Source organism: Proteiniborus sp. DW1 (assembly GCF_900095305.1).
Classification (GTDB): Bacteria; Bacillota; Clostridia; order Tissierellales; family Proteiniboraceae; genus Proteiniborus.
Map to the genome: position 1 here is coordinate 130,298 of NZ_FMDO01000044.1, position 23,072 is coordinate 153,369.

Below are 23,072 nucleotides of genomic sequence, written 5' to 3' on the forward strand. Positions count from 1 at the left end.
TTTGTTATACCTGTCTAATATTTTTTTAAGTCAAACACAACCTTTAATGTATTTTTAGAATCAAATGCGTCTTCAAAGTCCTTAAGTGAATATATCCCACTTATTAATTCATTGACGGATATTAGCTTTCTTTCTAAAAGCCGCAACGCTGCATCCAAGGGTCCACATCTTGTACCTAATACAGTTATCTCATTAACAACCCAGCTTGTTGGGTTTAGAACGGCATCAGAATTATAGGTGCTCTTAAGTATTATTATTCCTCTAGCTTTTACTATTTCCACAGCATATTTTAATCCCTTATCATTTCCAGTACAGTCAACTACTAGGTCAAAATAATTTTGAAATTTAGCATCCTTTAGTAAAATTGTGTTAGCTTTATCTCTTAGAAGCGCCAGCTTCTCCAAATGCTTTCCTATTACCGTTAAATCACATGCTGTTAGACTTAGTGTTTGGGCTATAAGCTGCGCTAGCTTTCCATCACCTATTACCGCAACCTTGTGAGTAGGTTTAACATGGTACATTTCAGTTATCTGTAGCGCTGCAGCTAAAGGTTCAGTAAATACAGCTTCTATATCTGATACATTGTCAGGAACAAGGTGTAAATTTTTGTTTGGAAGGGTAATGTAATCTGCAAATGCTCCATTTTTGTCAGTCATTCCAAGTATCTTTCTGCTCCTACAATGATTTTCAAATCCTCCTTTACAAAAATCACAACTACCACAGCCTATATTTATCTCACCAACTACTCTTTTTCCAATTAGCCTTTTATTAGAAGAATCCTCTACTATCCCTACAAACTCATGTCCTAATATACCTGTAAAGCTTTTATATCCCTTTATTATCTCTTTGTCCGTATTACATATTGAAGCATAAATCACTTTTATTAAAGATTCATCGCCCTGAATCTTAGGTATTTCTATGTCTTCCCTATATCTCAGCTTTCCATCAAAATATAATCCCCTCACATACTCACCCTTTTCTCAAACAAGCTAAGTTTAGAATCGATTATTGGAATAGGCTCTTTGCGCATCTTTCTGCATTGAACATTACTTTTTCTAAATCTATTGTCTTTAATTCATAGTTTTCCATCAGTACTTTACCATTTACTATTACAGTTTCCACATCTGACGCCTGAGCTGAATAAGCTAACGATGCTACTAAGTTATATCTTGGATAGAAATGCGGTTTATTCAAATCTAGCATTATAATATCTGCTTTTTTACCAACTTCCAGTGTTCCTACTTCTTTTTCTATGCCTAATGCTCTTGCTCCATTTAAGGTAGCCATCTTAAGGGCAGTAGTAGCAGGTATTGAAGTTGTATCACCTGTATAGCCTTTATTTATTAGAGCAGCTAGGTTGATTTCCTCAAACATATTGAGATTGTTATTGCTTGCAGAGCCGTCAGTTCCAAGTGCTACATTTATTCCACTTCTTAACATGTCTTCAACTCTTGCAAATCCGTTTCCTAGTTTTAGATTGCTACCTGGGTTATTAGCTACGCTTACCTTTTTCTCTGCTAGTATAGCTATATCCTCATCTGATAAATGAACACAGTGTGCAGCTAATGTAGGCAGGTCAAAAAGTCCTAAATCATAAACATGTTTTATAGGAGATTTTCCACGTAGATTATAGCTATCTTCAATTTCCTTTTTGCTTTCTGATAAATGTATATGGATTCTCATTCCTTTTTCTGATGCCATGTCTATTATTTTCGTTAAAAACTCTGGACTACAAGAGTATGGAGCATGTGGTCCTGCCATTACAGTTATTCTCCCATCGGCTTTACCATGCCAATTATCAAAGAATTCTCCAGTGTTTTTTAACTTAGCTTGCTGGTCCCCACTATCAGACATACCTATACATAAACTTGCTCTTATGCCAGTTTCTTCTGTTGCTTTAGCTACTTCATCCATAAAGAAATACATATCAGCAAAGGATGTCACTCCAAATCTGATCATCTCCGCTATGCTTAACATAGAGCCCCAATATACGTGTTCTGGTATTAGCTTTTCTTCTTGAGGCATTATCCTTTCAAATAACCATGTCCAGAATGGTAAATCATCAGCATAATTTCTAAAGAGAGACATAGCAATATGTGCATGGGAATTTACTAACCCTGGCATTGCTAGTTTATTTGTTCCATCAATAATCTTTTCTGCTTTAAAATTCTCTGGTACTATACCTATATGTTTTATTGTCCCATTCTCAATAGCTATACTAGTCTTTTCTAAAATCTCAATATCTCCACTTACAGTAAAGACTGAAGCGTTCTTTATTAAAATATTCATGTAATATCCTCCTTGTTAGATTTATATTTTATATTTTATCTTAACCTATTAACCTTAAACTTAAATACATCAGTATTAAAATAATCCATAGAATAAATTTGAGGATTACCCTCTTTATCGTAATGAATTTGATGTAATAGTAAAAATAGCTGGTTCTTTTTTATCTTCATATGTTTTATCATTTCAGCAGTTGGCAAAGTAGGAATAATATCTGCTATAGCATATTCTGGTTCTATTCCATATTTTTTCTTAAAATAGTCAAACATAGATTCATCTTCAATTCTTTTTGGTACTTCCTCCATGTCGGCCATCTTTTTTATTGTATCTACACAATATACTGCAACCTTTTGATTTGCTGTCCTAACTCTAGTAAAAGTTATTACTTTTTCCCCTTCCTTTAATCCCATTTTATCCATCATATCCTTTGTAGGAAGTTCTTCCTTGATATCGATCCAGATAGTACCTGGTTCATATCCAAAGCTCTCAATTATTTCAGTTATACTCTCTAGTTTTTCAAGTCCACTTTCAATATGTGTAGGCACCTTGTTTATGAACGTACCTTTCCCTTGAATCTTATATAATATTTTATCCTGCTCCAATAACGCTAGCGCCTCTCTTACAGTATATCTACTTACTCCAAGCATTTCCATTAGCTGTACTTCTGAAGGTAGCAGACTATCGGGCTGGAGATTTCTCTCTTTTATGTACTCTATTATTTTCTCTTTCACTTTTTGGCTTAGAGAAACAGATTTTTCTTTGTTTTTCATATATAACAACTCCTTTTACTTGTCAGACGTCTGACGTCTGACACCTTAAATAAATAATAACACCATCTGAATTTTCTGTCAATATGCTTTCTTAGAAAAAAAGCAGCTCATTAGTCAATTAATGAACTGCTTATTTTGAAAATTATATTAATGGAGGTTTGAAGAAATGGTATCTCTTAACAAGTCTCTAATTCCATTGGCTGTGAAGTCCTTGACATCTATCCAGCCATTTCTATTTTTATTATAATCGTTGTAATTCTTGTTATATATATATCCTTCTCCACCTTCATTAAACCCTTTTGCTATGAGCTTATGTGTATTTTCATCAGATAAATAGTATGAAAATACATTATTATCATCTTTTACTTCTACAACATTGTTAAAGGAATTTAGTATAGCCCTTTTTTCTTTTAAGGTTACAAACATCTTTCTCAAAGTGCAAGCCTCCTTTCCCTATGGTCCCTTATAATATTTTGCCTAAGTTGAGGCTGCTTTATGCTTTTCTTATCCCTTGAGTATCTTTGCATTCTGCTCTTCTATAAATTGATTTGTGTACAGTCTATAGTAATATCCTTTTTTCTCTAATAGTTTATGGTGATTTCCTTCTTCTATTATCTTACCGTCTTTTATTACAAGGATTCTATCTGCTGTACGTATTGTAGAAAGTCTGTGTGCTATGATGAAACTAGTTCTTCCTTTTAATACCTTGTGTATAGCATCTTGGATTTTTTGTTCTGCTTCTGTATCAATTGAGGAAGTAGCCTCATCTAGTACAAATATTCTAGGATCAGCAAGTACTGCTCTAGCAAATGAAATAAGCTGTTTTTCACCTGTAGATAGCTTACCTCCTCCTTCTCCTACCTCTGTATCATAGCCCTTTTCTAGCTTTTTGATGAACTCGTGAGCATTTACTAGCTTTGCTGCTCTTATTATATCTAGCTCGCTAGCATCTAACTTTCCATATCTAATATTATCCTTAATGGTTCCGCTAAATAAGTGAGGTCCCTGAAGTACATATCCCAAATTAGAGTGTAACCAAAGTAATGGCATCTTTTTGTAATCAATACCATCTATTAGTATTTGACCACTTGTAGGCTCATAAAACCTGCAAGCAAGATTTACTATGGTACTTTTTCCTGAACCTGTTTCTCCAACTAAGGCGATTGTCTCTCCTGCTTTAATATGAAGATTAAAATTCTCAAGAACCTTTTCGCCTGTATTATAGGCAAATGTAACATCCTTAAAAGTTATATCTCCCTTAATCTCTGGCCAAGCTTCTTTATTTGAATTAAATGAGTCCCCATACTCTTTTATTACATCTTCACTATCTTCTATTTCAAGCTTAGTATCTATCATAGACATAACCCTTTCTGCAGAAGCCTGAGCTGATTGTAACTCTGCAAAGACACGAGCCACCTCTCTAACAGGTTCAAAGAAGTGAACTGTATATGATATGAATGCTACTAAGGTACCATAGCTAATAGCATCTGAAAACACACTCTCTCCTCCATACCAAATTGCTAAACCAGTTCCTATAGATGAGAGTACCAATACTACTGGCTGGAATAATGAAGAAAATACTGTTGCTCTTATGGAATTAGCCTTCATGCTTGTTGTTAATTCAACAAACTCATTTAGATTTTCTTCTTCTCTAACTAGTGTTTTTGTAGTTCTAGCACCCATTATTCCTTCGTTAAAAGCACCAGTAATACGTGAATTTATCTTTCTAGTTTGCCTATGTGCTTTCAATATTTTTTGTTGAAAATACATACTTACTACTGCTAATATAGGCATCACTAATAGCACTAGTAATGCTAGCTTCCAATTTAGAAATAACATTACAATAGTCGTTGTAATCATTAAAACAAATCCCCAAACCATATCAACAATGCCCCATGCAATAGTATCTCCTAGTCTCTGAATATCTGACGTCATACGGGCCATTATCCACCCTACAGGAGTAGTATCGAAATATGAGAATGATAACTCTTGTAAGTGTTTAAAACCCTTTCTTCTAATAATATAAACAAGCCCTGTCTCCACTTTTCCTGCTATAGCTATGAAGAAACCTATTGTAAATACTTGGATTACAATTAAAAGAAAATACACTATCCCAAAAACTACAATTCCATCAATATAGATACTATTAAAGATTGTAATTCCCTTTAAATTTTTTTCTACTACATAGTTATCAACTATAAATCTTGTCATCAGTGGAAAAATTGCATCTATAACTGCTAGACTTACCATTAAAAAACATAGTATTATTAATTGCTTTTTTAGTGGCTTTGCATAAGAAAAAATCTTTTTCCACAATTTTAAGTCAAATTTACTATTATAATCTTGTTCTTGAAAAGAACTCATTTATTACACCACCTTTTTCGTCGAAAACCTATAGGTCTAAACTGTTTTAGTCTCTATTAATAGCTCTTCCTCTAAGGCATTTTGAATTTCCCAAATACGCCTATATAGCCCCTGCTGTCCTATTAGTTCTTCATGAGTACCAGACTGTACTAGTTCTCCACCATCTAATACAAGTATAATATCTGCCTCTGATAATGTTGAAATCCTGTGAGATATTATAAATGTTGTAGTCTTTTCCTTCCTCGTCTTTAGAGCCTTTCTTATATTTGCATCAGTTTCAGTATCTACTGCACTAAGAGAATCATCAAACACTAAAACTGGATAGTCATTTATTATAGTTCTAGCTATGGCAACTCTTTGTTTTTGTCCTCCTGAAAGAGTAACTCCACGCTCCCCTACTAATGTGTCGTAGCCTTTTTCAAAGTCTAATATTACATCATGGATAGAAGCTATTTTTGCTGCTTCATAAACCTCAGAATCAGATGCCTCTTTCCTTGCAATTTTTATATTATCCTTAATATTCTTTGAATATAGAAAAGGCTCTTGTAGGATTATACCTACATTTTTTCTAATCCACTTCTTATCTATCTCCTTAAGCTCTATGCCATCAATCTTAATAGAACCACTCTGATAATCATAGAGTCTACCTAAAAGATGAATTAAAGTAGATTTACCAGAGCCTGTAGGACCTAGTATAGCTACTGTTTGCCCTTGTTTAACTTTAAATGATACATTCTTTAAAATAGGTCTTTCCTTTTCATATTCAAAACAAACATCCTTAAACTCTATATTTCCCTTTACTTCAGGCTTTAGCTGATTTTTATCTGTTACCTCTAAAGGTTCATCTAATATTTCCCCTACTCTCTTCAAGGAAACTATCATCTTCCCGAAATCTGCTAGAATTCTACCCATTTGCCTTATTGGCCACAGTAGCATTCCCTCATAGGTTGTAAATACTACTAATGTACCTAGAGATATTTCTCCCATAGCTGCCCAATATGCTCCAAATACCAATACTGCTCCAATCTGTAATAGACATGCTAAATCTGATAAAGCCCAGTACCATGCAAGTAGTTTAATCAGTCTGTAAGTCAAACCTCTAAATTCAACATTCTTTTCATCAAACTTATCTATTTCATATTGCTGACGAGCAAAAGCTCTAACTACTCTTATTCCAGTAAGATTTTCTTGAAGTACATTTGAGAGTCTACCTTCAGCCTCATCTGACTTTTGAAATGCATCTCTCATTTTTATAAAGAAAACTATAGCAGCTACAAAAATTACTGGAACTACTAACATTGCGATTAAAGTAAGCTTAACGCTTAAAGAAAGTAATATACTTAATACAAATGTAATCATGAATACTGCATATCCTATTTCAACAAATTGAACTGCAAGAAATCTTCTTATAGTTTCAATATCTGAAGTACATCTTTGTATTAAATCTCCCGTTTCAGCCTTTACATGGTATTCATAAGATAAATGCTGTAAGTGGTCATATACTTTCTCTCTAAGATTTTTAGCTATAGACTCAGATGCCACTGCTGACCATTTACCTCTTAAGTAAGTAAATAATCCTCTTCCTATAGTTAGAATTATAAGTGCTAAGCTGCATATCCAAAGATTTTGAGCTAATGTGTTTTTACCACCTAATGAATCGATTATACTTAGTACCCAATTAGGTACATCCATTGGTTTATCTCCTATTACTGAGTCAATAGTAAAACTAATAACTAAAGGCCCTGCCAATGTAAATGCTGTAGCCAGTGCTACACTCAGTATTGCACCAACATATAACAATCTGTTCCCCTTCATTGATTTCATTAATAATTTAATACTGTCCATTAATTATTCACCGTCCTTTGATGTTTTTGTAATTCCATTTGTCAACCTGATTCGATAATAAAACTCTGTTCCATTCTTCTTTTTAATAGCTTTTTCATAATAATTCCTCCCTATGATCTGTAATTTGCAGTTTTGAAACACAAATTTCTTCACTCCCATTCAGTCGTGTAAATTTGGTTCTCATTGCCTTTGCCCTATGCTACAATTACTCAAATCTTTGATTTGGGATAATTGTAGTACTCAAAAACTTGATTTCTGAGCTTCCTATATTTTCTGATAAAAACATTCAGAAAATTAGATTAGAGCATAAAAATAGCCACAGGATTATTATTTCCCATGGCTTCTAAAGAATACAAAGGTATTATGCTTCAAAAAGGCATAATAACCCTATATAAATACAAAAAGCCATAGGATAATATACACAACCCTATGGCTACTTTTACATAGTACAATGTTAAAAAATACTAAAAAAGCACCTCAAAAAATACCGGTCGTGTATATAAATTATTTAGTTTTATTCTGTTTTTAATGATTAGAATATTTACTTTGATATTCATGACACGACCTCCTTTTTGAAATATTTTCTAACATAAAATAGTATATTATAAGAATATGGAAAATACAACTACTTTTTTGCTTTGTAATATAAATGTAATATTTTCAAAAAACAATATTAGAAAATTAAAAAATTACTAGTATTATCGAGATATTATGAGAATTTTTATAATATTTTTATATATTCCTTGTTTTTCATCTCAAATCATACTTGAATATCAATATAAATATAATATAATAAAAGTGTAAGGTCAAAGAAAGTCAAAGTCAAATAAAATTAAGGAGGTTTTAAATATGTTTGGTTTAAGTCCATATAACAGAAGAAATAGAGGGATGATGAGTAGACCAAGTGACTTCTTTAATTTCGATAGCTTCAACAACTTCATAGAAAGCTTCTTTAACACCGATTTCTTCCCTCAAGTTCAAAGTGTTGGTCAAATGAAGGTTGACATAAAAGAACAAGACAACAAATACGTCCTAGAAGCCGAACTACCAGGAGTAAACAAAGATGAAATAACAGTTGAACTAAGAGATGATATGCTTACTATCTCTGTTCAAAGAGATGAGAGAATTGAAGAAACTAAAGAAAACTACATCAGAAAAGAACGCAGATATGGCTCTCAATCTAGAAGTTTCTATTTAGAAAATGTAAAAGCTGAAGATATCAAAGCTAAATTTGAAAATGGAATTTTATCAATCTCTCTACCAAAAAAAGAAGTAAAAGCTAAGAATAGCAGAAAAATTGATATCAACTAGATTACCCTCTTATATCTATGTAACAAAAAGCCCAAAAAGTCCAGCTGATTTAGCTGGACTTTTGCAGTTCTATGGAATTTTTTATTTTACAACTATATTAAATATTCTACCTGGTACATATATTTCTTTTACTATAGTCTTGCCTTCTATTAGTCCATGTAACTTTTCATCTTCTACTAGTTTAGCTTTAGCTATTTCTTGAGTTGCATCTGCTGGAATTGATATAGTGCCTTTTACCTTACCATTAATTTGAACTGCTATTTCTATTACATCTTCTACAGTTTTAGCTTCATCCCAAGTAGGCCAAGATTGCTCGTTTAGCATTCCACCAAATCCATTTATATCCCATATTTCTTCTGTTATATGTGGAGCTACTGGATTTAATAGTACAAGGAACGTTTTAAACTCGGCTCTATTTACTTTTCCTGCATCGTTAAATTCGTTTAGTAAACTCATAAGTGCTGCTACAGCAGTATTAAATTTCAATGTTTCGTAATCTTCACTTACCTTCTTAATTGTCTTATGCATACTTGTTTCTAGCTCTTTTGAATACTCATCACCATCAACTAGAATATCTTGAAGTCTCCATACCCTATCTAGGAACCTTCTACAGCCCTTCACTCCATTTTGAGACCAAGGAACGCTTTTTTCGAAGTCACCTATGAACATTTCATATAATCTTAGAGTATCTGCACCAAATTCATCAACTATTTCATCAGGATTTACTACATTGCCCCTTGATTTTGACATCTTCTCATTGTTCTCTCCAAGTACCATTCCATGTGATGTTCTTTTTTGATATGGCTCTGGAGTAGGTACTATTCCGTAATCATATAAGAATTTATGCCAAAATCTTGAATACAATAAGTGAAGTGTAGTATGTTCCATTCCACCATTGTACCAGTCTATAGGAAGCCAATAATCAAGGTTTTCCTTACTTGCTAACTCCTTATCATTATGTGGATCTGTATATCTTAAGAAATACCATGATGAGCCAGCCCATTGAGGCATAGTATCAGTTTCTCTTTCTGCATGGCCTCCACATTTTGGACAAGTTGTTTCTACCCATTCTCTAATATTAGCAAGTGGTGATTCTCCATTATCTGTAGGTTCATAGGTCTCTACCTCTGGAAGTAGTACTGGAAGCTGATCTTCAGGTACTGGAACCCAGCCACATTTCTCACAGTAAACTAAAGGTATAGGCTCTCCCCAATATCTTTGTCTTGAGAATACCCAGTCTCTTAGTTTATAGTTTACTTTTCTTTCTCCAAGTCTCTTTTCTTCTAGCCAGTCACTAATCTTTTCCTTTGCTTCTTTTACTGGAAGTCCATTTATGAAGTCAGAGTTTACTATGGTCCCATCCTCTGTATCAGTAAAGGCAGCTTCTTCAACATTACCTCCAGATACAACCTCTATTATAGGAAGACCAAACTTCTTAGCAAATTCCCAGTCTCTGCTGTCATGTCCAGGAACAGCCATTATAGCTCCTGTACCGTAGGACATCAACACATAATCAGATATCCATACTGGAATTTCCTTTCCAGTCACTGGATTAATAGCCTTTATTCCCTCAATTTCTACTCCTGTCTTCTCTTTTACCAGCTCAGTTCTTTCAAAATCTGATTTCTTACTAGCATATTCTCTGTATTCTTCTATTTTATCAAAATTACTGATTTTGTCTTTAAGCTCATCTATAAGTGGATGCTCAGGCGATAGCACCATGTAGGTTACACCAAATAGTGTGTCTGGTCTTGTAGTAAACACTCTTATTTTTCTATCTCCTGTTATTGCAAAGTCTACCTCCATACCTTCAGAGCGACCTATCCAGTTTTTCTGCTGTATTTTAACTCTGTCTATATAATCAACTAGGTCAAGATCCTTGATTAATCTCTCTGCATACTCGGTTATCTTTAACATCCATTGGTTTTTAGTTTTTCTTACTACTTCTCCACCACAGCGCTCACATACACCATTTACTACTTCTTCATTAGCTAATCCAACTTTACAGCTAGTACACCAGTTAATAGATGCTTCTTTCTTATAAGCTAAACCCTTTTCAAATAACTTTAAGAATATCCATTGAGTCCATTTGAAGTATTCTGGGTCAGTTGTATTGATTTCTCTTGACCAGTCAAAGGATAGACCTAATGACTTAAGCTGCTGTTTAAATCTTGCAACGTTTCTTTCTGTTACAATGGCAGGATGTATCTTGTTTTGTATTGCATAGTTTTCAGTTGGAAGTCCAAAAGCATCCCATCCCATTGGATATAAAACATTATATCCTTCCATTCTTCTTTTTCTAGATACTACATCAAGGGCTGTATATGGTCTAGGATGACCAACGTGCAATCCTTGACCTGATGGATAAGGAAATTCTATTAATGCATAGTATTTTGGCTTTGATTTATCATCGGAAGCATAAAATGTTCCTTTCTCATCCCAAATATCTTGCCATTTCTTTTCAATTGACTTTGGATTATACTCTCTCATACTCTCACTCCTAAACTTTCAATGTTATATATTTTCAAGTTTTTAAATAGAATACTAAACGAACATTTGCAGGACATGACTATAATTCTTAGCGAATGTAAGTGAAAAATCCGTTAAGCACTTTTATTAAGGTAAGGCCAGCAAACGCTGGCATAAGGAGTTACGACGAAATCAAAGATTTCTGTAACTCCATTAACCGAAGCGAGTTTGCAAGCTGTAGGATTTTTTGCTGGAATGAGCTATAGAATTATTCATGGCCGATTATGACCTAACCCGATTCATGAAATGAATCGATGGTAGGTCAAATGCAACTCTTACCAAATTTATGTGAGCGTAGCGAGCAAATAAATTTGTGTAAAGAGACTGCTACCCGTGAGTGTGTATTCTATTAAAAACTATAAAAAATAAAAAAACCTTTCAACTCATATAGAGACGAAAGGTTCGCGGTACCACTCTAATTGATAGTAAAATGCTTACTATCCACTCAATAATTTTAACGGATTTATCCGACTAGAGCTAATATACTTCACTCTAATAGCTCGGAGACGAGTTCGGTTACTATTGCTATCGTTTTTCACCAGCCAACGACTCTCTAAAAGCAACTTCATAGCCTACTACTTCTCTTCAACGCAAATATTCTAATTATATGGTATTGTACCAAATTTTTATCTATAAAGCAAATACTATTTATATTAATTTTATATTGTGCGTTCAACATATTATATTAGGTGTATTATTTGCAGGTTATAGTGAAAAAATACTTATATAAATACTTTATTAATTAAGCCATATTTATTACTTATTGAACCTTATAACAAGGTTTATTTTGAATAATCGCAATACTATTTTCTATAACGAGCTTTCAGTCAAAGTATGTAATAAATAGAACTATAAAATATCAAAGCTTTTTAAGTGATTTTATATCATAGTTATATTATCAACCAATACATAAGAAAGTAGGAGAATTTACATGGAAAAAAGATATCTAGCACCTTCAGAGGTTGCACAAGCAATTATCCATTCTGCAGAAACAAAGGCAAGCCTATCTGTAACTAGAATGCTGATTCTTGGAATAATGGCTGGAATGTTAATTGGGTTTGGAGCTTTTGCCAATATTTTAATAACACAAACCATAAGTAATATAGATGTTGGATTATCAAAGTTCTTAGGTGCATTAGTTTTTCCCGCAGGCTTAATGCTAGTAATCTTTTCAGGAAGTGAGCTTTTTACTGGGAACAATCTAATGACAATGGCACTACTAGATGAGAAAATAACATTCATTAAAATGATAAAAAACTGGTTTTTTGTTTACTTAGGTAACTTTATAGGTTCGGTAATATTAGCGTATATAGTATATAATTCAGGACTAGTTAGTGAAAATGTCCTATCTACTACACAAAATATTGGTTTAGCTAAAATTTCTTTATCCTTTCAAACTGCTTTTCTTAGAGGATTTCTTTGCAATATATTGGTTGTGCTTGCAGTATGGTCAGCTTCCTCTGCAATTGATATAGGTTCAAGGGTACTGTCTATATGGTTTCCAGTAATGTTATTTGTTCTAAGTGGATTCGAGCATAGTGTCGCTAACATGTTTTATCTTCCTCTTGCTATATTCTCTGGATTACCTACTAGTTGGAAGGATATCTGGATATCAAATCTTATTCCAGTCACTTTAGGAAATGTAGCAAGCGGAGGAGTATTTATTCCATTAGTATATTATATTACATATATTTTACCTGCAAAGAAAAATTAATTAAAGAATGCGGAAATTCTGCTATATATAACAGACTTCCGCATTCTTTATTCTTCAAATGTACCTTTAATCTTTACTTCTCCATTCTCATACATTACTTTACCCTTTGCTATTACAGTATTTATGTTTAAATCATCTTTTTTTAATAACACTATGTCTGCATCCTTGCCAACTTCAATATTGCCTTTGCTCTTAAGTGCATAGATATTTGCAGGGTTGGAAGTAATGACTTTTAATACAACTTCCATTGGGACTTCATCATTTAAGATTGCTTCCCTCACAGCAGTATATAGAGAAGTTACCCTCCCAATTCCCAGATCTACAAACCTATTTTGCTTGTCAAATATAGGTAGACTTCCCTGTCCATCAGATGTAAATGTTATATTATCAATGCTAACTCCTTCTTCAAGCATGATTTTTAGAGCTTTTCCAGGTGTAAGCTTTTTTTCCTCAGGGGAATTTGTTGTACTTGTAGTGAAATCTACAATTCCCCCATTTTTAGCATAATCTATGGCTTCCTTAAATAACTCTGGATTACGTAGAACATGAGTTAAAACGAATTGACTCGGTGGTATTTCTGTTTTCTCTGTTATTTTCTTTATAAAACTGAGATTTCTATGTCCATCTCCCATATGTATAGTTACAGTCCCTGCTTTACCAGATAATATACCTCCTACCCTTGCTTCAGCAGCCACTTTAGCTATCTCCTCTATTGTAGGTTGAGAAGATCTATGGTCAGATAAAGCTATCTCTCCAACACCGATTATCTTTTCTATGAGTATAATATCATCCTGAATACTACCTGTAATAGTTCTAACTGGGACCTGATAAGAGCCTGTCAAAGCGTAGCAACTTATACCTTCTTCTTCTAAGGCATAAGCCTTTGCCAGTAAGTTTGACATAGTCCTAGTAGTTCCATCAGTTCCTAGAACGCCTATAACTGTGGTGACTCCTCCTCTTGTTATATCAGAAAGTTGTATTTCTGGGGTTCTAGTTTTGAACCCTCCTTCTCCTCCACCACCAGTTATATGAACATGCCCATCTATAAAGCCCGGAGTCACTATACATCCTGTTGCATCTATGACTTCAATATCTACAAAATTATCTGGCAAATTGATATTATCATCTACATATCCAACCTTGGTTCCAGTTAAGAGAATATCTTTTTTACCTATGTATTTTGGTGAATACACTTCTCCGTTTTTAATAAGTTTAAGCATTTGAACTCCCTCCTATATATTTATCTGATGAAAAACAAATTATGAAGCAGTTACTCCGTCCCTTTGATTCATGCGTCCCTTTGATTCATGAAGCAGTTACTCCGTCCCTTTGATTCACCCCGTCCCTTTGATTCACCCGTCCCTTTGATTCACCTTAGATTTTAATCATAAAGGACACTAGAATAGGTACAGAAGTAGATACTATTACCCCACTTATAAAGGCTATTATAGCAGTTTGTGGATTTGTAGATTTTGCTATCAAAGGCAATGATGTATCCATTGAAGTAGCTCCTGCTGGTGCAATACTTTCGATATCTCCTATATATTTTGATATAAGTGGAATTGTAAGTAGTGCAATAATCTCCCTAGTTACATTAGAAATAAACGCTAATGCACTAAGTTTTGACGAATATGTGGCTAGCATCATTGAAGATAGTGAGTACCATCCTAGTCCAGCCCCTACTGCTCCTGCCTCATTTACTGGTATACCTAATATAAGCCCTGCCACAATACTTCCTAGTATGCTTCCAATTATAATCATAATAGGAACTAGAAGCACTCTAAATCCAATTTTCTTTATTTTTTCAAGAACATCTTTATTTTTTCCTATATCAATACCTACAAAAAACAAAAGCAAGCACAATCCTATATCTAGTATATAATCAGTATATTTTAGTATTTCACTGGGCAGTACAAAGTATCCTACTCCAATACCCGCCGCTACTGCTAATATAATCTTAATGCTCATTTTTCTGTTCTCCTTGTTGTATATTTTTTATAACGAAGCCTTTAATTAGCTTTACTAGTATAACACTAAAAGTAATTGTAAAAATTGATATCACTAAAGCCTGAAAACCTAATTCTAAAAATGACGAAATCACTTTCTCATCTAGTCCCATTTTTAGTCCCATAATAAAAAGCAAAAATAAAAGACATATTGTTTGGATAACTCCAAGCTTGGAATCAAGGTTTTTCCCACCATACCCCTTGTAGCCAAAATATCCTCCAAAGATTAGTATTCCTAAATATAATAATAGTCTAATGCTCATATGCTTTCTCCTTTCTATTTAGTCCTAGAATTAGATTATCATTACTATCTATATATGGTCAATAAGTCGCCTATCAAAAATAACTTCTAAAAACATATTATACTGCTCTAATATTTCTTTTTTGATAACTATACTTTTCAATCTTACGTTTTTGGGGTATATTATCTCTATATGATAAAGCAAACAAAAGGACGGTGGAAAAATGTTATATATAAAAAATGAATCTAATAATCCATACTTTAATCTTGCATTAGAAGAATATGCTCTCAAAAATATTGACTTAGGAGAAGATATTCTAATTTTATGGATTAATGAGCCTACTGTAGTTATTGGAAGAAACCAAAACACCATAGAAGAAATCAACAGCAAATTTATTAAAGAAAATAACATCAATGTAGTCAGAAGAATGTCTGGCGGTGGTGCTGTATACCATGACCTTGAAAATGTAAACTATACCTTTATCACCACTACTGAAGGTGATAGTGCTAACAACTTTAGAAAATTCACTAAGCCTGTTATTGATTATTTAGCTGAGCTAGGAATAAAAGCAGAGTTTACTGGAAGGAATGACATCACCATAGATGGTAAAAAGGTTTCTGGTACTGCCCAATACTACTTTAAGAACAGAATGCTTCACCATGGAGCCATTTTATTCAATACTGATTTGGATGTACTTAAGGATGCACTAAATGTGAAGCTTGATAAGATAGAGTCAAAAGGAATAAAATCTGTCAGAAGCAGGGTTACAAATGTCTATGACCATCTACCAGTAAAAATGAATGCAAAGGAATTTAAAGAGGGTCTTTCCCAATTTATACTTAATTCAAGTGAAGAAAATAAAGAGTATGTACTTACAGATGAAGATATAGCAGCTATAAATAAAATGAAGGATGAAAAATACAGTACTTGGGAATGGAATTATGGGGAGTCACCTAACTTCGACCTGCAAAAATCTAAGAGATACGCAGGTGGTAGTATAGATATAAGGCTTAATGTTCAAAATGGAGTTATTAAAGAATGTAAGATATTTGGTGACTTCTTTGGTAAAAAAGAAGTCTCTGGTCTAGAAAAACTCCTCATTAATACTAATTTTAATGAAAGCTCAGTAAGAAATGTATTAGCTTCTGCTAGTTTTGAAGAGTATTTTTACGGAATAACAATTGATGATTTTATTGATTGTATGTTCTTCGAATAAAACTTGAAAAGAAATCAAGGAGTACTGTGCACTAACCCTCGTGAATAGAAAGCAAAAATTCACGTTATGACATCAATCATATAATTATGGTTGATGTCATTTTTATAATACCTAAAATTCCATAAAATATATGAAATACAATCTAAAATATTGAGTATAATAATTATAAAATCCTAAAAGGAGGAGATTGATATACCTGTAAAAACTGTAGATTTAAGTAACTTTAATCATAATGACAAGCATAAAGCTGTATTTGATGCTTTTGATACTTTAAATTTAGGTGAGCAAATGCTCTTAATTGACAACAGTGATCCAAGTACATTATTCAATCATCTTGATGATGAAAGAGGAACTAAGCTTGATTGGAGATACTTAGAAGAAGGCCCTGAACAATGGAAAGTAGCTGTTGAAAAAAGATACTTAAGCTTTATTTAGTCATTTAAAGCTGATATATAGAAAGGAGACAAGAGTATTACATTTAAGTGAACATCTTGTCTCCTTATTTAGATATATTCTTTATAATGCCTTTACTTCTGTTAAAACCTTATAGAAAATAATTAATGCTATGAGATAAATCATTCCAACAAAACCATAAGCCTTAAGCCCTATAAATATAGCTGCTAGTATCATTATTGGGTGTATATCTAGTGTCGTAGATACAAGCTTTGGTTCTACTGTTTGACGAACTATAGTAACTACCCCTAATAAGACTAATAAACCAATAGTTATAAAAGTTTTACCTGTAAGAAAATAAAATATGGCTAATGGAATATAAACTATGCTTACTCCTACAATCGGTAACACATCCATGAATGAAGCTAACAAGCTTAGGAGAAAGGCATAATCAACTCCTAGTACAGTAAAGCCTATTAAGGTCTCAATAAATGTGATTAGAATTACAGTGCAAAAGGCTTTAGCATATCCCGTAACCATTCCAACAGCATGCTTCACAATATACTCCATTCTTTCCTTTCCATCATTTGAAAAGATAGAGTAGAAATTTCTATTGAACAGGCTCATATCTTTTGAAAATAGAAAAGTAGCTAAAAGAGTAATAAAACCGAGCATTAGAACCGATGGTAGCTTTAGTACAAAAGATAATACTGAGTTCAGTAGCTTTATTGTTAGATTTAATGCACTAGTGGCCATGGAGCTTAAATACTGATAAACTTTTTCCACTATAGATGCATCAAGCTGTACGAAAATAATTTCAGCTTCATATAAAAAGTGCTTAATATAATCTAGAATAACATCCATGCTAGGAATTTTTCCGACAAGTAAGATGGCCTCATTTGTAATTTTATAAATTAAAGCTGTTACAACAACTATCAAAAGCGCAAAAATTAATATAGTTGTAATTAATGAAGAAATTACATTAGGAAGCTTAAGCTTTTTCTGAATGAATAAATTTATTGGTCTGATTAAGAGAGCTAATATAAAAGCCAGCACAAATGGTATTGTATAAGGTAATGTAAGGAAAAACAATATGTATATCGCTGTAAATATAGCAAAGAATATAGCAGATTTCTTAAGCCTAGTCAAAAATGCCTGATCAAACATTCTCTTTCCCCCATCTTACTGGATAATTTTTGAACCTATTAAGATAATTATACAGTTGGCTACATGAAAATACTAGAAAAATCTTATTTAACTGCCTTTTCTGTTTCTTTATCAAAAAAGTGTATCCTTGTCATATCAAAAAACAAATCAACCTCGTCAGTATAGTCGCCTCTTCTCTTAGAATCAGTTTTAGCAATTATTAAATTATTATGAGCCTGTAAATATAAAAATGTATCTGCTCCTACCATTTCAATCAAATCGACACTTGCCCTAAACTTGCTAAATCTATAATCACCTTCAAAATGTTCTCCTACATAGACATCTTCAGGTCTTATGCCTAAAGTAACTGTTTTACCAGTGTATCCACTATCCCTGAGAAGTTTTGATTTTTCCTCTGAGAGTTTAAGTCTAATGCCTCCAAACTCAGCATAAGAGCCATTTTCTTCTATCCTTACATCTATAAAATTCATCTGGGGACTACCTATAAAGCCTGCTACAAAAAGGTTTGAAGGAGCTTCATAAATCTCCTGGGGTCTAGCCACCTGCTGTATTATACCATCCTTCATAACAACTATTCTATCACCCATAGTCATAGCTTCTGTCTGATCATGAGTTACATATATAAATGTAGTTTGTAGTCTTTTATGAAGCTTTACTATTTCACTCCTGGTCTGCACCCTTAGTTTAGCATCAAGATTAGATAAAGGCTCGTCCATAAGGAACACCTTTGGCTCTCTAACTATAGCTCTCCCTAAAGCCACTCTTTGTCTTTGTCCACCTGATAATGCCTTTGGTTTTCTATCTAACAACTCTTGTATCCCAAGTATATCTGCAGCCTCTTTTACTCTTTTATCTATCTCACACTTTGGAATTTTCCTAAGCTTTAACCCAAAAGCCATATTATCATAAACAGTCATATGGGGATATAGTGCATAGTTTTGAAAAACCATTGCAATATCTCTGTCCTTAGGAGGGATGTCATTAACTAGTATATCATCAATATATAGCTCCCCCTTTGTAATTTCCTCTAGCCCCGCCACCATTCTAATAGTAGTAGACTTACCACAGCCTGAAGGACCTACTAATACTACAAATTCCTTATCCTCTATTTCTAAGTTAAAGTCATTAACAGCCATAATATTATCAGGCTTGTATATCTTAAATACATTTTTAAATGTTAATTTAGCCATGATTTACAGCCCCCCTGTTTACTGTTCTACCGATTCTATATCCTGCTTTAGCATTAATGAATATTTTCCCTTCCCCTTCAACTTACTACTTAAAAGCATAGCAATAATAATGGTCATCAATGAACCTAAAATATTTATTAGAATAATATCTATTGAAATATCAGTAAATCCATTCTGCAAATGTAGCATTAGCTGATTGTACTTAGCTTTTAATACAGTTAAGTAGCTGCTAGGTGAAAACAAGTTATCTGGTATTATGGTATCTGCCAGGAATAAATAGGATTTGGCTACCCATATTCCTAGTATTAATATAAGCATACCCATTATTTTACCGACTGCCTTACTAGTATCTTTTATATTGGCTTTTATAAATCTAAACCACTCAGTATTTCTTCTCACTTCCTTGTATTTATTGAACAAGTGCAATGTTTCTTTTTTTAGATATATATAAGTTCTGAATGTGTAAAAGGCAAAGAAATATATAATTACTAGAATGACAAGATTCATATAAGCATAAATCTTTTCCTTATAAATAACAGTATCATACACTTCTATTCCTCTCAGATTCCTAAGCTTTCCTTCTACTTTTTCTATTGCTGCATATAATGGCTCTTTATCTTTTACAGAGTATTTTATGTTTTTTGCTTTCCAATCTAGTGAGGTTAGATCCTGAGAAAATGGAATATAGATATCTTTACTTCTCTTTAATACTCCAATTACTTCATACTCTTCCCCATAGATAAGTATATTCTTACCAACTACTTCTTCACTTCTAAAATAGTAGTCTGCAACCTTATCTCCTATAACTGCAACTTTTCTATCTAGGCTTGATATAAACTGTCCATAAATAAGATCAATGCTCTTTAATTGTCTATCCATGCCAGTTGTCATCACTAATTTATGTTTGTCATATGGCATCCAATAGCTTATATTAACGCTGTCTACTTGGCTAATTTCCTTAATCTTATTAGAAGCCTCTTCTGTAACACTCCCTCTGACACTAAGCTCAACTCCCATAGGATTATACTTGTTCTCTAGAAAAATAAATGATACTAATGCAAATATCACAATCAGGCATAAAACAACAACTATTCTTATTTCCATAGGAATACCTTCACTCCATCCTTAATCTTATAGGAGAGATTTGTTATAACCTTAGGTTTGGTAAATCCCTCAAGACCTGTAATACTAACATTGTTATCTCCAACCCCAGTTAAGGTGACATTTACCTGCTTAGCAAAATACTCTGTTCCTAGTATTCCTTCCTTCTCTTCTAAGATATAAACTATTCCTTGATTTCCTATATCAAAACTGCCAACAGGAATTATAGCATCTTTGGGAATAGTTCCTTCTAAGTTGAAGTTTCTAACAGCTTTTCCTCTTATTCTTTGACCGATTATAGGCTCTTTAGTACTTCTGCCAAATTCGCCTTCTACTCTTATCATATTATTCTCTGAAATCCTGCTTATGCTAGTTACCACAACTTCCTTAGGCATTGCCTTATCTTCAAAATTTAGCTCAATTCTCTTAGTGCTATTAATAAAATCATAATATTCATCAGTAACTAATGCTTCAAATAGAACTGAATCAAATCCATCTACTAATGCAATTTCTACAATGCTAACATCCTGGCTTAGAATATTACCAGCAGTATTTATATCTAAAATAATACCGTCGACTTCAGAAAAGTATATCCCATCTTCTCCTAGGCGAGAGTAAAACTTCTTCTGATTTTCAATGCTTGCAATTTCATCTTGAATCTTCTTAATATCTCTTTGAATTTCTGCAACTAACATATCCTTCTTTGATTTTTTAAGCTCCATCTCATGCTTCATTATCTCAAGAGTTAACTCACTTGCTGTTAATTCCATCTTTTTTTGCTCAAGAATTGAGTAAGCTACTGCACCATTTTCATATAACTCCTCAAGCTTTTCTAGCTCCTCTTTTTGAAGCTTTAACTTTTCTTCAAATAACTCAATGTTCTTCTCGTCTGATTCATATGATTCAGAAATGAGCTTTTCTAACTCTTGCTTATTCTTGTCTAGACTTAGCTTTAAATCATCAAGTCTTTGTCCTGATGTCCTTATTCCAAAGGAATTGTCTATCTTAAATACGGGCTGATCCCTCTTAATCTCCTGCCCTGCCTTAACATAAAACTCATCTACAATTATGTCCCCATTGATTCTCACCTTAAAGACTTCTTTGGGCACTACAGAACCTTCTATATCTAAGGTTTTACTATATGCGCTTTTCGTAACTGGAGCAACTTGAACCTTTGGCAAAAATAAGGCTATGGTAGATTTAGAAAAGAATCCTAAGATGAAAATAATTACAAAAAAGCTTATCACCACATTTTTGATCCTTTTTAAAAGTTTATTATCCATTACTTATTCCTCCCTATAACGAGACCTTCCTGAAGGTATTTTTCTCCCTTTATAAATATAATCAAAGCAGGAATAATATAAAGTACTGCTCCTGCAAAGAAAACCTTGTAGTCATTATAGTAAATGTTCTCTAAAAATACTGATAGTGGCATCTTTGCTGGTGTATCAATAAATATAACTGCCTGTTCAATAAGGTTCCAATTGTCTATGAATGTAAGTATTACTAGGGAAAATATCGCGGGCTTTATCATAGGTAGTACAACTCTAAACAATATTTTTATATATCCTGCCCCATCAATTCGTGCTGCTTCAATTATTTCGCTTGGAATCCCCCTTATAAACTGTCTTAGGAGAAAGACCCCAAAGGATGTAAATATACCAGGCAAGATTATAGACAAATGAGTATCTAGTATTTGAAAATTCAATACTCTATGAATTTTATCTAGTACTAAATAGTTTGGCACTAATGTTACCTGAAATGGCAGCAAGACTGCCAAAATGTATATCATGAATATAAAGTTTCTTCCTGAGAAGTCTATCTTAGCAAATGCAAAGGCTGCAAAAATGCCTAGCACTATTTGTCCTATTATTATAAAGGCTGTCAACTTAACTGAGTTCAAAAAAAATCTAAAATACTCAGCCTTATCTGTAACTAATGAATAATACTGCTGAATATTAAATTCATCTGGGATTATGTGTACACCTTCTGTATTAATCTGAGCTTCTGTCATAAAGGAATTGGTAAATGTGTAGACTATGGGATATATGTAAATAAGTGATATGACTAGAATTAATACAAATAATATTTTCTTCATTTAGCTATCCCCCACTTTCCTGGAATAGTTTTTATCCATCATAAATACCAAAAAGGCAAATGTAAATATGATTAGTGCAAATACATATGCTGCTGAAGTGAGTTTTTCATACTGTAGATCTCTAAATTTATTGTTCATGTAATGCTGAAGCATATATATCTTTGGGTTGGGATAACTTCCCTGTAGTATGTATATATCCTTAAACACCTTAAAAGAGTTAATAATAGTGACTATTGATGCAAATACTGTAGTAGGAATGCAAAGTGGAATAATGACATGCCATAGCTTTTGAAGATAACTTGCTCCATCTATTTCAGCAGCTTCAATTACTTCTTTATTTATCTGTGATAGCCCTGCCAGGTAAATAATTAGATTATATCCCGTATTTCTCCATATGAAAATAAGTATAACAACTAACATTGCATAATCTGAGTCTATGATATCAAAGCCTGATGCACCAAATATTTTTCTAAAGAAGCCTGCGACTGTAGCAGATGGAATTATCATTGGGAGTATTATGAATAGTTTAATTAGCTTTGGGGCTTTTATTTCATGTATAATGAGAGATATGATAAATGAAAACATGATAATAAGCGGTACAGCTATTCCCATAAAAACACCTGTATTTTTCAGTGCAAGTCTAAATGCTTCACTTTCAAAAATTTCTTTGTAATTCTTTAAGCCTACAAATGTATTGTTAAATCCACTCATGCTAAATGAGTATTTTATCCCGCCTATAAATGGCAATACAAAGAAAAATGCAAAGCCTAAAAGGCTCGGCAGTATAAAATAATAGCCTTTAAGTTTTTTTAAATATTTTCTCATGTCTAAGTCCCCCTT

Annotated in this window: 21 protein-coding genes and 1 other annotated feature; of the genes, 4 read left to right on the plus strand and 17 right to left on the minus strand. The window is 33.1% G+C overall.

The genetic code is table 11. The features are described from left to right. Positions 1–14: 14 nt before the first annotated feature. The 7 genes from DW1_RS11770 to DW1_RS15575 form a co-directional block, all read right to left on the minus strand. The gene (locus DW1_RS11770) at positions 15–965 is read right to left on the minus strand and encodes an MDR/zinc-dependent alcohol dehydrogenase-like family protein (protein WP_074350813.1); all 951 of its coding nucleotides are present in this window, start codon (positions 963–965) and stop codon (positions 15–17) included. 40 nt (positions 966–1,005) lie between these two features. Then, positions 1,006–2,289, minus strand: coding sequence for an amidohydrolase family protein (locus tag DW1_RS11775; protein WP_074350814.1), 1,284 nt, complete (start codon positions 2,287–2,289; stop codon positions 1,006–1,008). 35 nt (positions 2,290–2,324) lie between these two features. Further along, positions 2,325–3,056, minus strand: coding sequence for a GntR family transcriptional regulator (locus DW1_RS11780; protein ID WP_074350815.1), 732 nt, complete (start codon positions 3,054–3,056; stop codon positions 2,325–2,327). 147 nt (positions 3,057–3,203) lie between these two features. Beyond that, positions 3,204–3,491: a hypothetical protein gene (locus DW1_RS11785; protein WP_074350816.1), complete on the minus strand. Its 288-nt coding sequence runs from the start codon at positions 3,489–3,491 to the stop codon at positions 3,204–3,206. A gap of 69 nt (positions 3,492–3,560) precedes the next feature. Beyond that, entirely contained in the window at positions 3,561–5,420 is a 1,860-nt protein-coding gene (locus DW1_RS11790) for an ABC transporter ATP-binding protein (RefSeq protein ID WP_074350817.1), read from the minus strand. A 36-nt stretch (positions 5,421–5,456) separates the two neighbouring features. Then, positions 5,457–7,244 (minus strand): ABC transporter ATP-binding protein, encoded by a 1,788-nt coding sequence (locus tag DW1_RS11795; RefSeq protein ID WP_242942492.1) that lies wholly within the window; start codon positions 7,242–7,244, stop codon positions 5,457–5,459. A gap of 24 nt (positions 7,245–7,268) precedes the next feature. Further along, entirely contained in the window at positions 7,269–7,424 is a 156-nt protein-coding gene (locus DW1_RS15575; RefSeq protein ID WP_159433588.1) for a hypothetical protein, read from the minus strand. Between the two features lie 690 nt (positions 7,425–8,114). On the opposite strand from DW1_RS15575, the gene DW1_RS11800 reads away from it, so the two are divergent. After that, complete coding sequence (locus DW1_RS11800) at positions 8,115–8,576, plus strand: Hsp20/alpha crystallin family protein (protein WP_074350819.1); 462 nt, start codon at positions 8,115–8,117, stop codon at positions 8,574–8,576. Between the two features lie 81 nt (positions 8,577–8,657). On the opposite strand, the gene leuS is transcribed toward DW1_RS11800, so the two are convergent. Continuing rightward, positions 8,658–11,066, minus strand: coding sequence for a leucine--tRNA ligase (gene leuS / locus DW1_RS11805; protein ID WP_074350820.1), 2,409 nt, complete (start codon positions 11,064–11,066; stop codon positions 8,658–8,660). A gap of 425 nt (positions 11,067–11,491) precedes the next feature. Beyond that, positions 11,492–11,703, minus strand: a binding site (T-box leader). A 333-nt stretch (positions 11,704–12,036) separates the two neighbouring features. On the opposite strand from leuS, the gene DW1_RS11810 reads away from it, so the two are divergent. Continuing rightward, positions 12,037–12,819 carry a formate/nitrite transporter family protein gene (locus DW1_RS11810; protein ID WP_074350821.1) on the plus strand — a complete coding sequence of 261 codons (783 nt, stop codon included), beginning with the start codon at positions 12,037–12,039 and terminating at the stop codon, positions 12,817–12,819. A gap of 47 nt (positions 12,820–12,866) precedes the next feature. Here the strand turns inward: DW1_RS11810 and iadA are convergent, their stop codons facing one another. The 3 genes from iadA to DW1_RS11825 all read right to left on the minus strand — a co-directional run bounded on the left by iadA (position 12,867) and on the right by DW1_RS11825 (position 15,088). Further along, positions 12,867–14,039, minus strand: coding sequence for a beta-aspartyl-peptidase (gene iadA / locus DW1_RS11815; protein ID WP_074350822.1), 1,173 nt, complete (start codon positions 14,037–14,039; stop codon positions 12,867–12,869). Positions 14,040–14,193: 154 nt separating this feature from the next. Continuing rightward, on the minus strand, positions 14,194–14,787 hold the full coding sequence (locus DW1_RS11820; RefSeq protein ID WP_074350823.1) for a LysO family transporter: 594 nt from the start codon (positions 14,785–14,787) through the stop codon (positions 14,194–14,196). Continuing rightward, positions 14,777–15,088 (minus strand): LysO family transporter, encoded by a 312-nt coding sequence (locus DW1_RS11825; protein WP_074350824.1) that lies wholly within the window; start codon positions 15,086–15,088, stop codon positions 14,777–14,779. Before DW1_RS11825 ends, DW1_RS11820 begins: the two co-directional genes overlap by 11 nt. A gap of 202 nt (positions 15,089–15,290) precedes the next feature. Here DW1_RS11825 and DW1_RS11830 point away from each other — a divergent pair, with 202 nt between their 5' ends. Further along, the gene (locus tag DW1_RS11830) at positions 15,291–16,283 is read left to right on the plus strand and encodes a lipoate--protein ligase (protein WP_074350825.1); all 993 of its coding nucleotides are present in this window, start codon (positions 15,291–15,293) and stop codon (positions 16,281–16,283) included. 192 nt (positions 16,284–16,475) lie between these two features. Continuing rightward, a complete protein-coding gene (locus DW1_RS11835; RefSeq protein ID WP_242942496.1) occupies positions 16,476–16,718 on the plus strand; it encodes a DUF2249 domain-containing protein in 243 nt (80 codons plus the stop codon). An 81-nt stretch (positions 16,719–16,799) separates the two neighbouring features. Here DW1_RS11835 and ytvI read toward each other — a convergent pair whose 3' ends face one another. The 6 genes from ytvI to DW1_RS15200 form a co-directional block, all read right to left on the minus strand. Next, positions 16,800–17,843: a sporulation integral membrane protein YtvI gene (gene ytvI / locus DW1_RS11840; RefSeq protein WP_074350827.1), complete on the minus strand. Its 1,044-nt coding sequence runs from the start codon at positions 17,841–17,843 to the stop codon at positions 16,800–16,802. Between the two features lie 83 nt (positions 17,844–17,926). Further along, the gene (gene ugpC, locus DW1_RS11845) at positions 17,927–19,033 is read right to left on the minus strand and encodes an ABC transporter ATP-binding protein (RefSeq protein ID WP_074350828.1); all 1,107 of its coding nucleotides are present in this window, start codon (positions 19,031–19,033) and stop codon (positions 17,927–17,929) included. A gap of 18 nt (positions 19,034–19,051) precedes the next feature. Next, the gene (locus DW1_RS11850; protein ID WP_074350829.1) at positions 19,052–20,137 is read right to left on the minus strand and encodes an ABC transporter permease; all 1,086 of its coding nucleotides are present in this window, start codon (positions 20,135–20,137) and stop codon (positions 19,052–19,054) included. Then, complete coding sequence (locus DW1_RS11855; protein ID WP_074350830.1) at positions 20,128–21,417, minus strand: efflux RND transporter periplasmic adaptor subunit; 1,290 nt, start codon at positions 21,415–21,417, stop codon at positions 20,128–20,130. The genes DW1_RS11850 and DW1_RS11855 overlap by 10 nt, the downstream gene beginning before the upstream one ends. Continuing rightward, positions 21,417–22,232: a carbohydrate ABC transporter permease gene (locus tag DW1_RS15195; protein ID WP_083605662.1), complete on the minus strand. Its 816-nt coding sequence runs from the start codon at positions 22,230–22,232 to the stop codon at positions 21,417–21,419. Before DW1_RS15195 ends, DW1_RS11855 begins: the two co-directional genes overlap by 1 nt. Then, entirely contained in the window at positions 22,233–23,057 is an 825-nt protein-coding gene (locus DW1_RS15200) for a carbohydrate ABC transporter permease (protein ID WP_083605663.1), read from the minus strand. Positions 23,058–23,072: the final 15 nt, after the last annotated feature.

Bases quoted from the DNA above. Each gene is read 5' to 3' on its own strand.
- DW1_RS11775 (WP_074350814.1), bottom strand. From the start codon at position 2,289: ATGAATATTTTAATAAAGAACGCTTCAGTCTTTACTGTAAGTGGAGAT.
- DW1_RS11780 (WP_074350815.1), bottom strand. From the start codon at position 3,056: ATGAAAAACAAAGAAAAATCTGTTTCTCTAAGCCAAAAAGTGAAAGAG.
- DW1_RS11790 (WP_074350817.1), bottom strand. From the start codon at position 5,420: ATGAGTTCTTTTCAAGAACAAGATTATAATAGTAAATTTGACTTAAAA.
- DW1_RS11795 (WP_242942492.1), bottom strand. From the start codon at position 7,244: ATGAAATCAATGAAGGGGAACAGATTGTTATATGTTGGTGCAATACTG.
- DW1_RS15575 (WP_159433588.1), bottom strand. From the start codon at position 7,424: ATGGGAGTGAAGAAATTTGTGTTTCAAAACTGCAAATTACAGATCATA.
- DW1_RS11800 (WP_074350819.1), top strand. From the start codon at position 8,115: ATGTTTGGTTTAAGTCCATATAACAGAAGAAATAGAGGGATGATGAGT.
- leuS (WP_074350820.1), bottom strand. From the start codon at position 11,066: ATGAGAGAGTATAATCCAAAGTCAATTGAAAAGAAATGGCAAGATATT.
- DW1_RS11810 (WP_074350821.1), top strand. From the start codon at position 12,037: ATGGAAAAAAGATATCTAGCACCTTCAGAGGTTGCACAAGCAATTATC.
- iadA (WP_074350822.1), bottom strand. From the start codon at position 14,039: ATGCTTAAACTTATTAAAAACGGAGAAGTGTATTCACCAAAATACATA.
- DW1_RS11820 (WP_074350823.1), bottom strand. From the start codon at position 14,787: ATGAGCATTAAGATTATATTAGCAGTAGCGGCGGGTATTGGAGTAGGA.
- DW1_RS11825 (WP_074350824.1), bottom strand. From the start codon at position 15,088: ATGAGCATTAGACTATTATTATATTTAGGAATACTAATCTTTGGAGGA.
- DW1_RS11830 (WP_074350825.1), top strand. From the start codon at position 15,291: ATGTTATATATAAAAAATGAATCTAATAATCCATACTTTAATCTTGCA.
- ytvI (WP_074350827.1), bottom strand. From the start codon at position 17,843: ATGTTTGATCAGGCATTTTTGACTAGGCTTAAGAAATCTGCTATATTC.
- ugpC (WP_074350828.1), bottom strand. From the start codon at position 19,033: ATGGCTAAATTAACATTTAAAAATGTATTTAAGATATACAAGCCTGAT.
- DW1_RS11850 (WP_074350829.1), bottom strand. From the start codon at position 20,137: ATGGAAATAAGAATAGTTGTTGTTTTATGCCTGATTGTGATATTTGCA.
- DW1_RS11855 (WP_074350830.1), bottom strand. From the start codon at position 21,417: ATGGATAATAAACTTTTAAAAAGGATCAAAAATGTGGTGATAAGCTTT.
- DW1_RS15195 (WP_083605662.1), bottom strand. From the start codon at position 22,232: ATGAAGAAAATATTATTTGTATTAATTCTAGTCATATCACTTATTTAC.
- DW1_RS15200 (WP_083605663.1), bottom strand. From the start codon at position 23,057: ATGAGAAAATATTTAAAAAAACTTAAAGGCTATTATTTTATACTGCCG.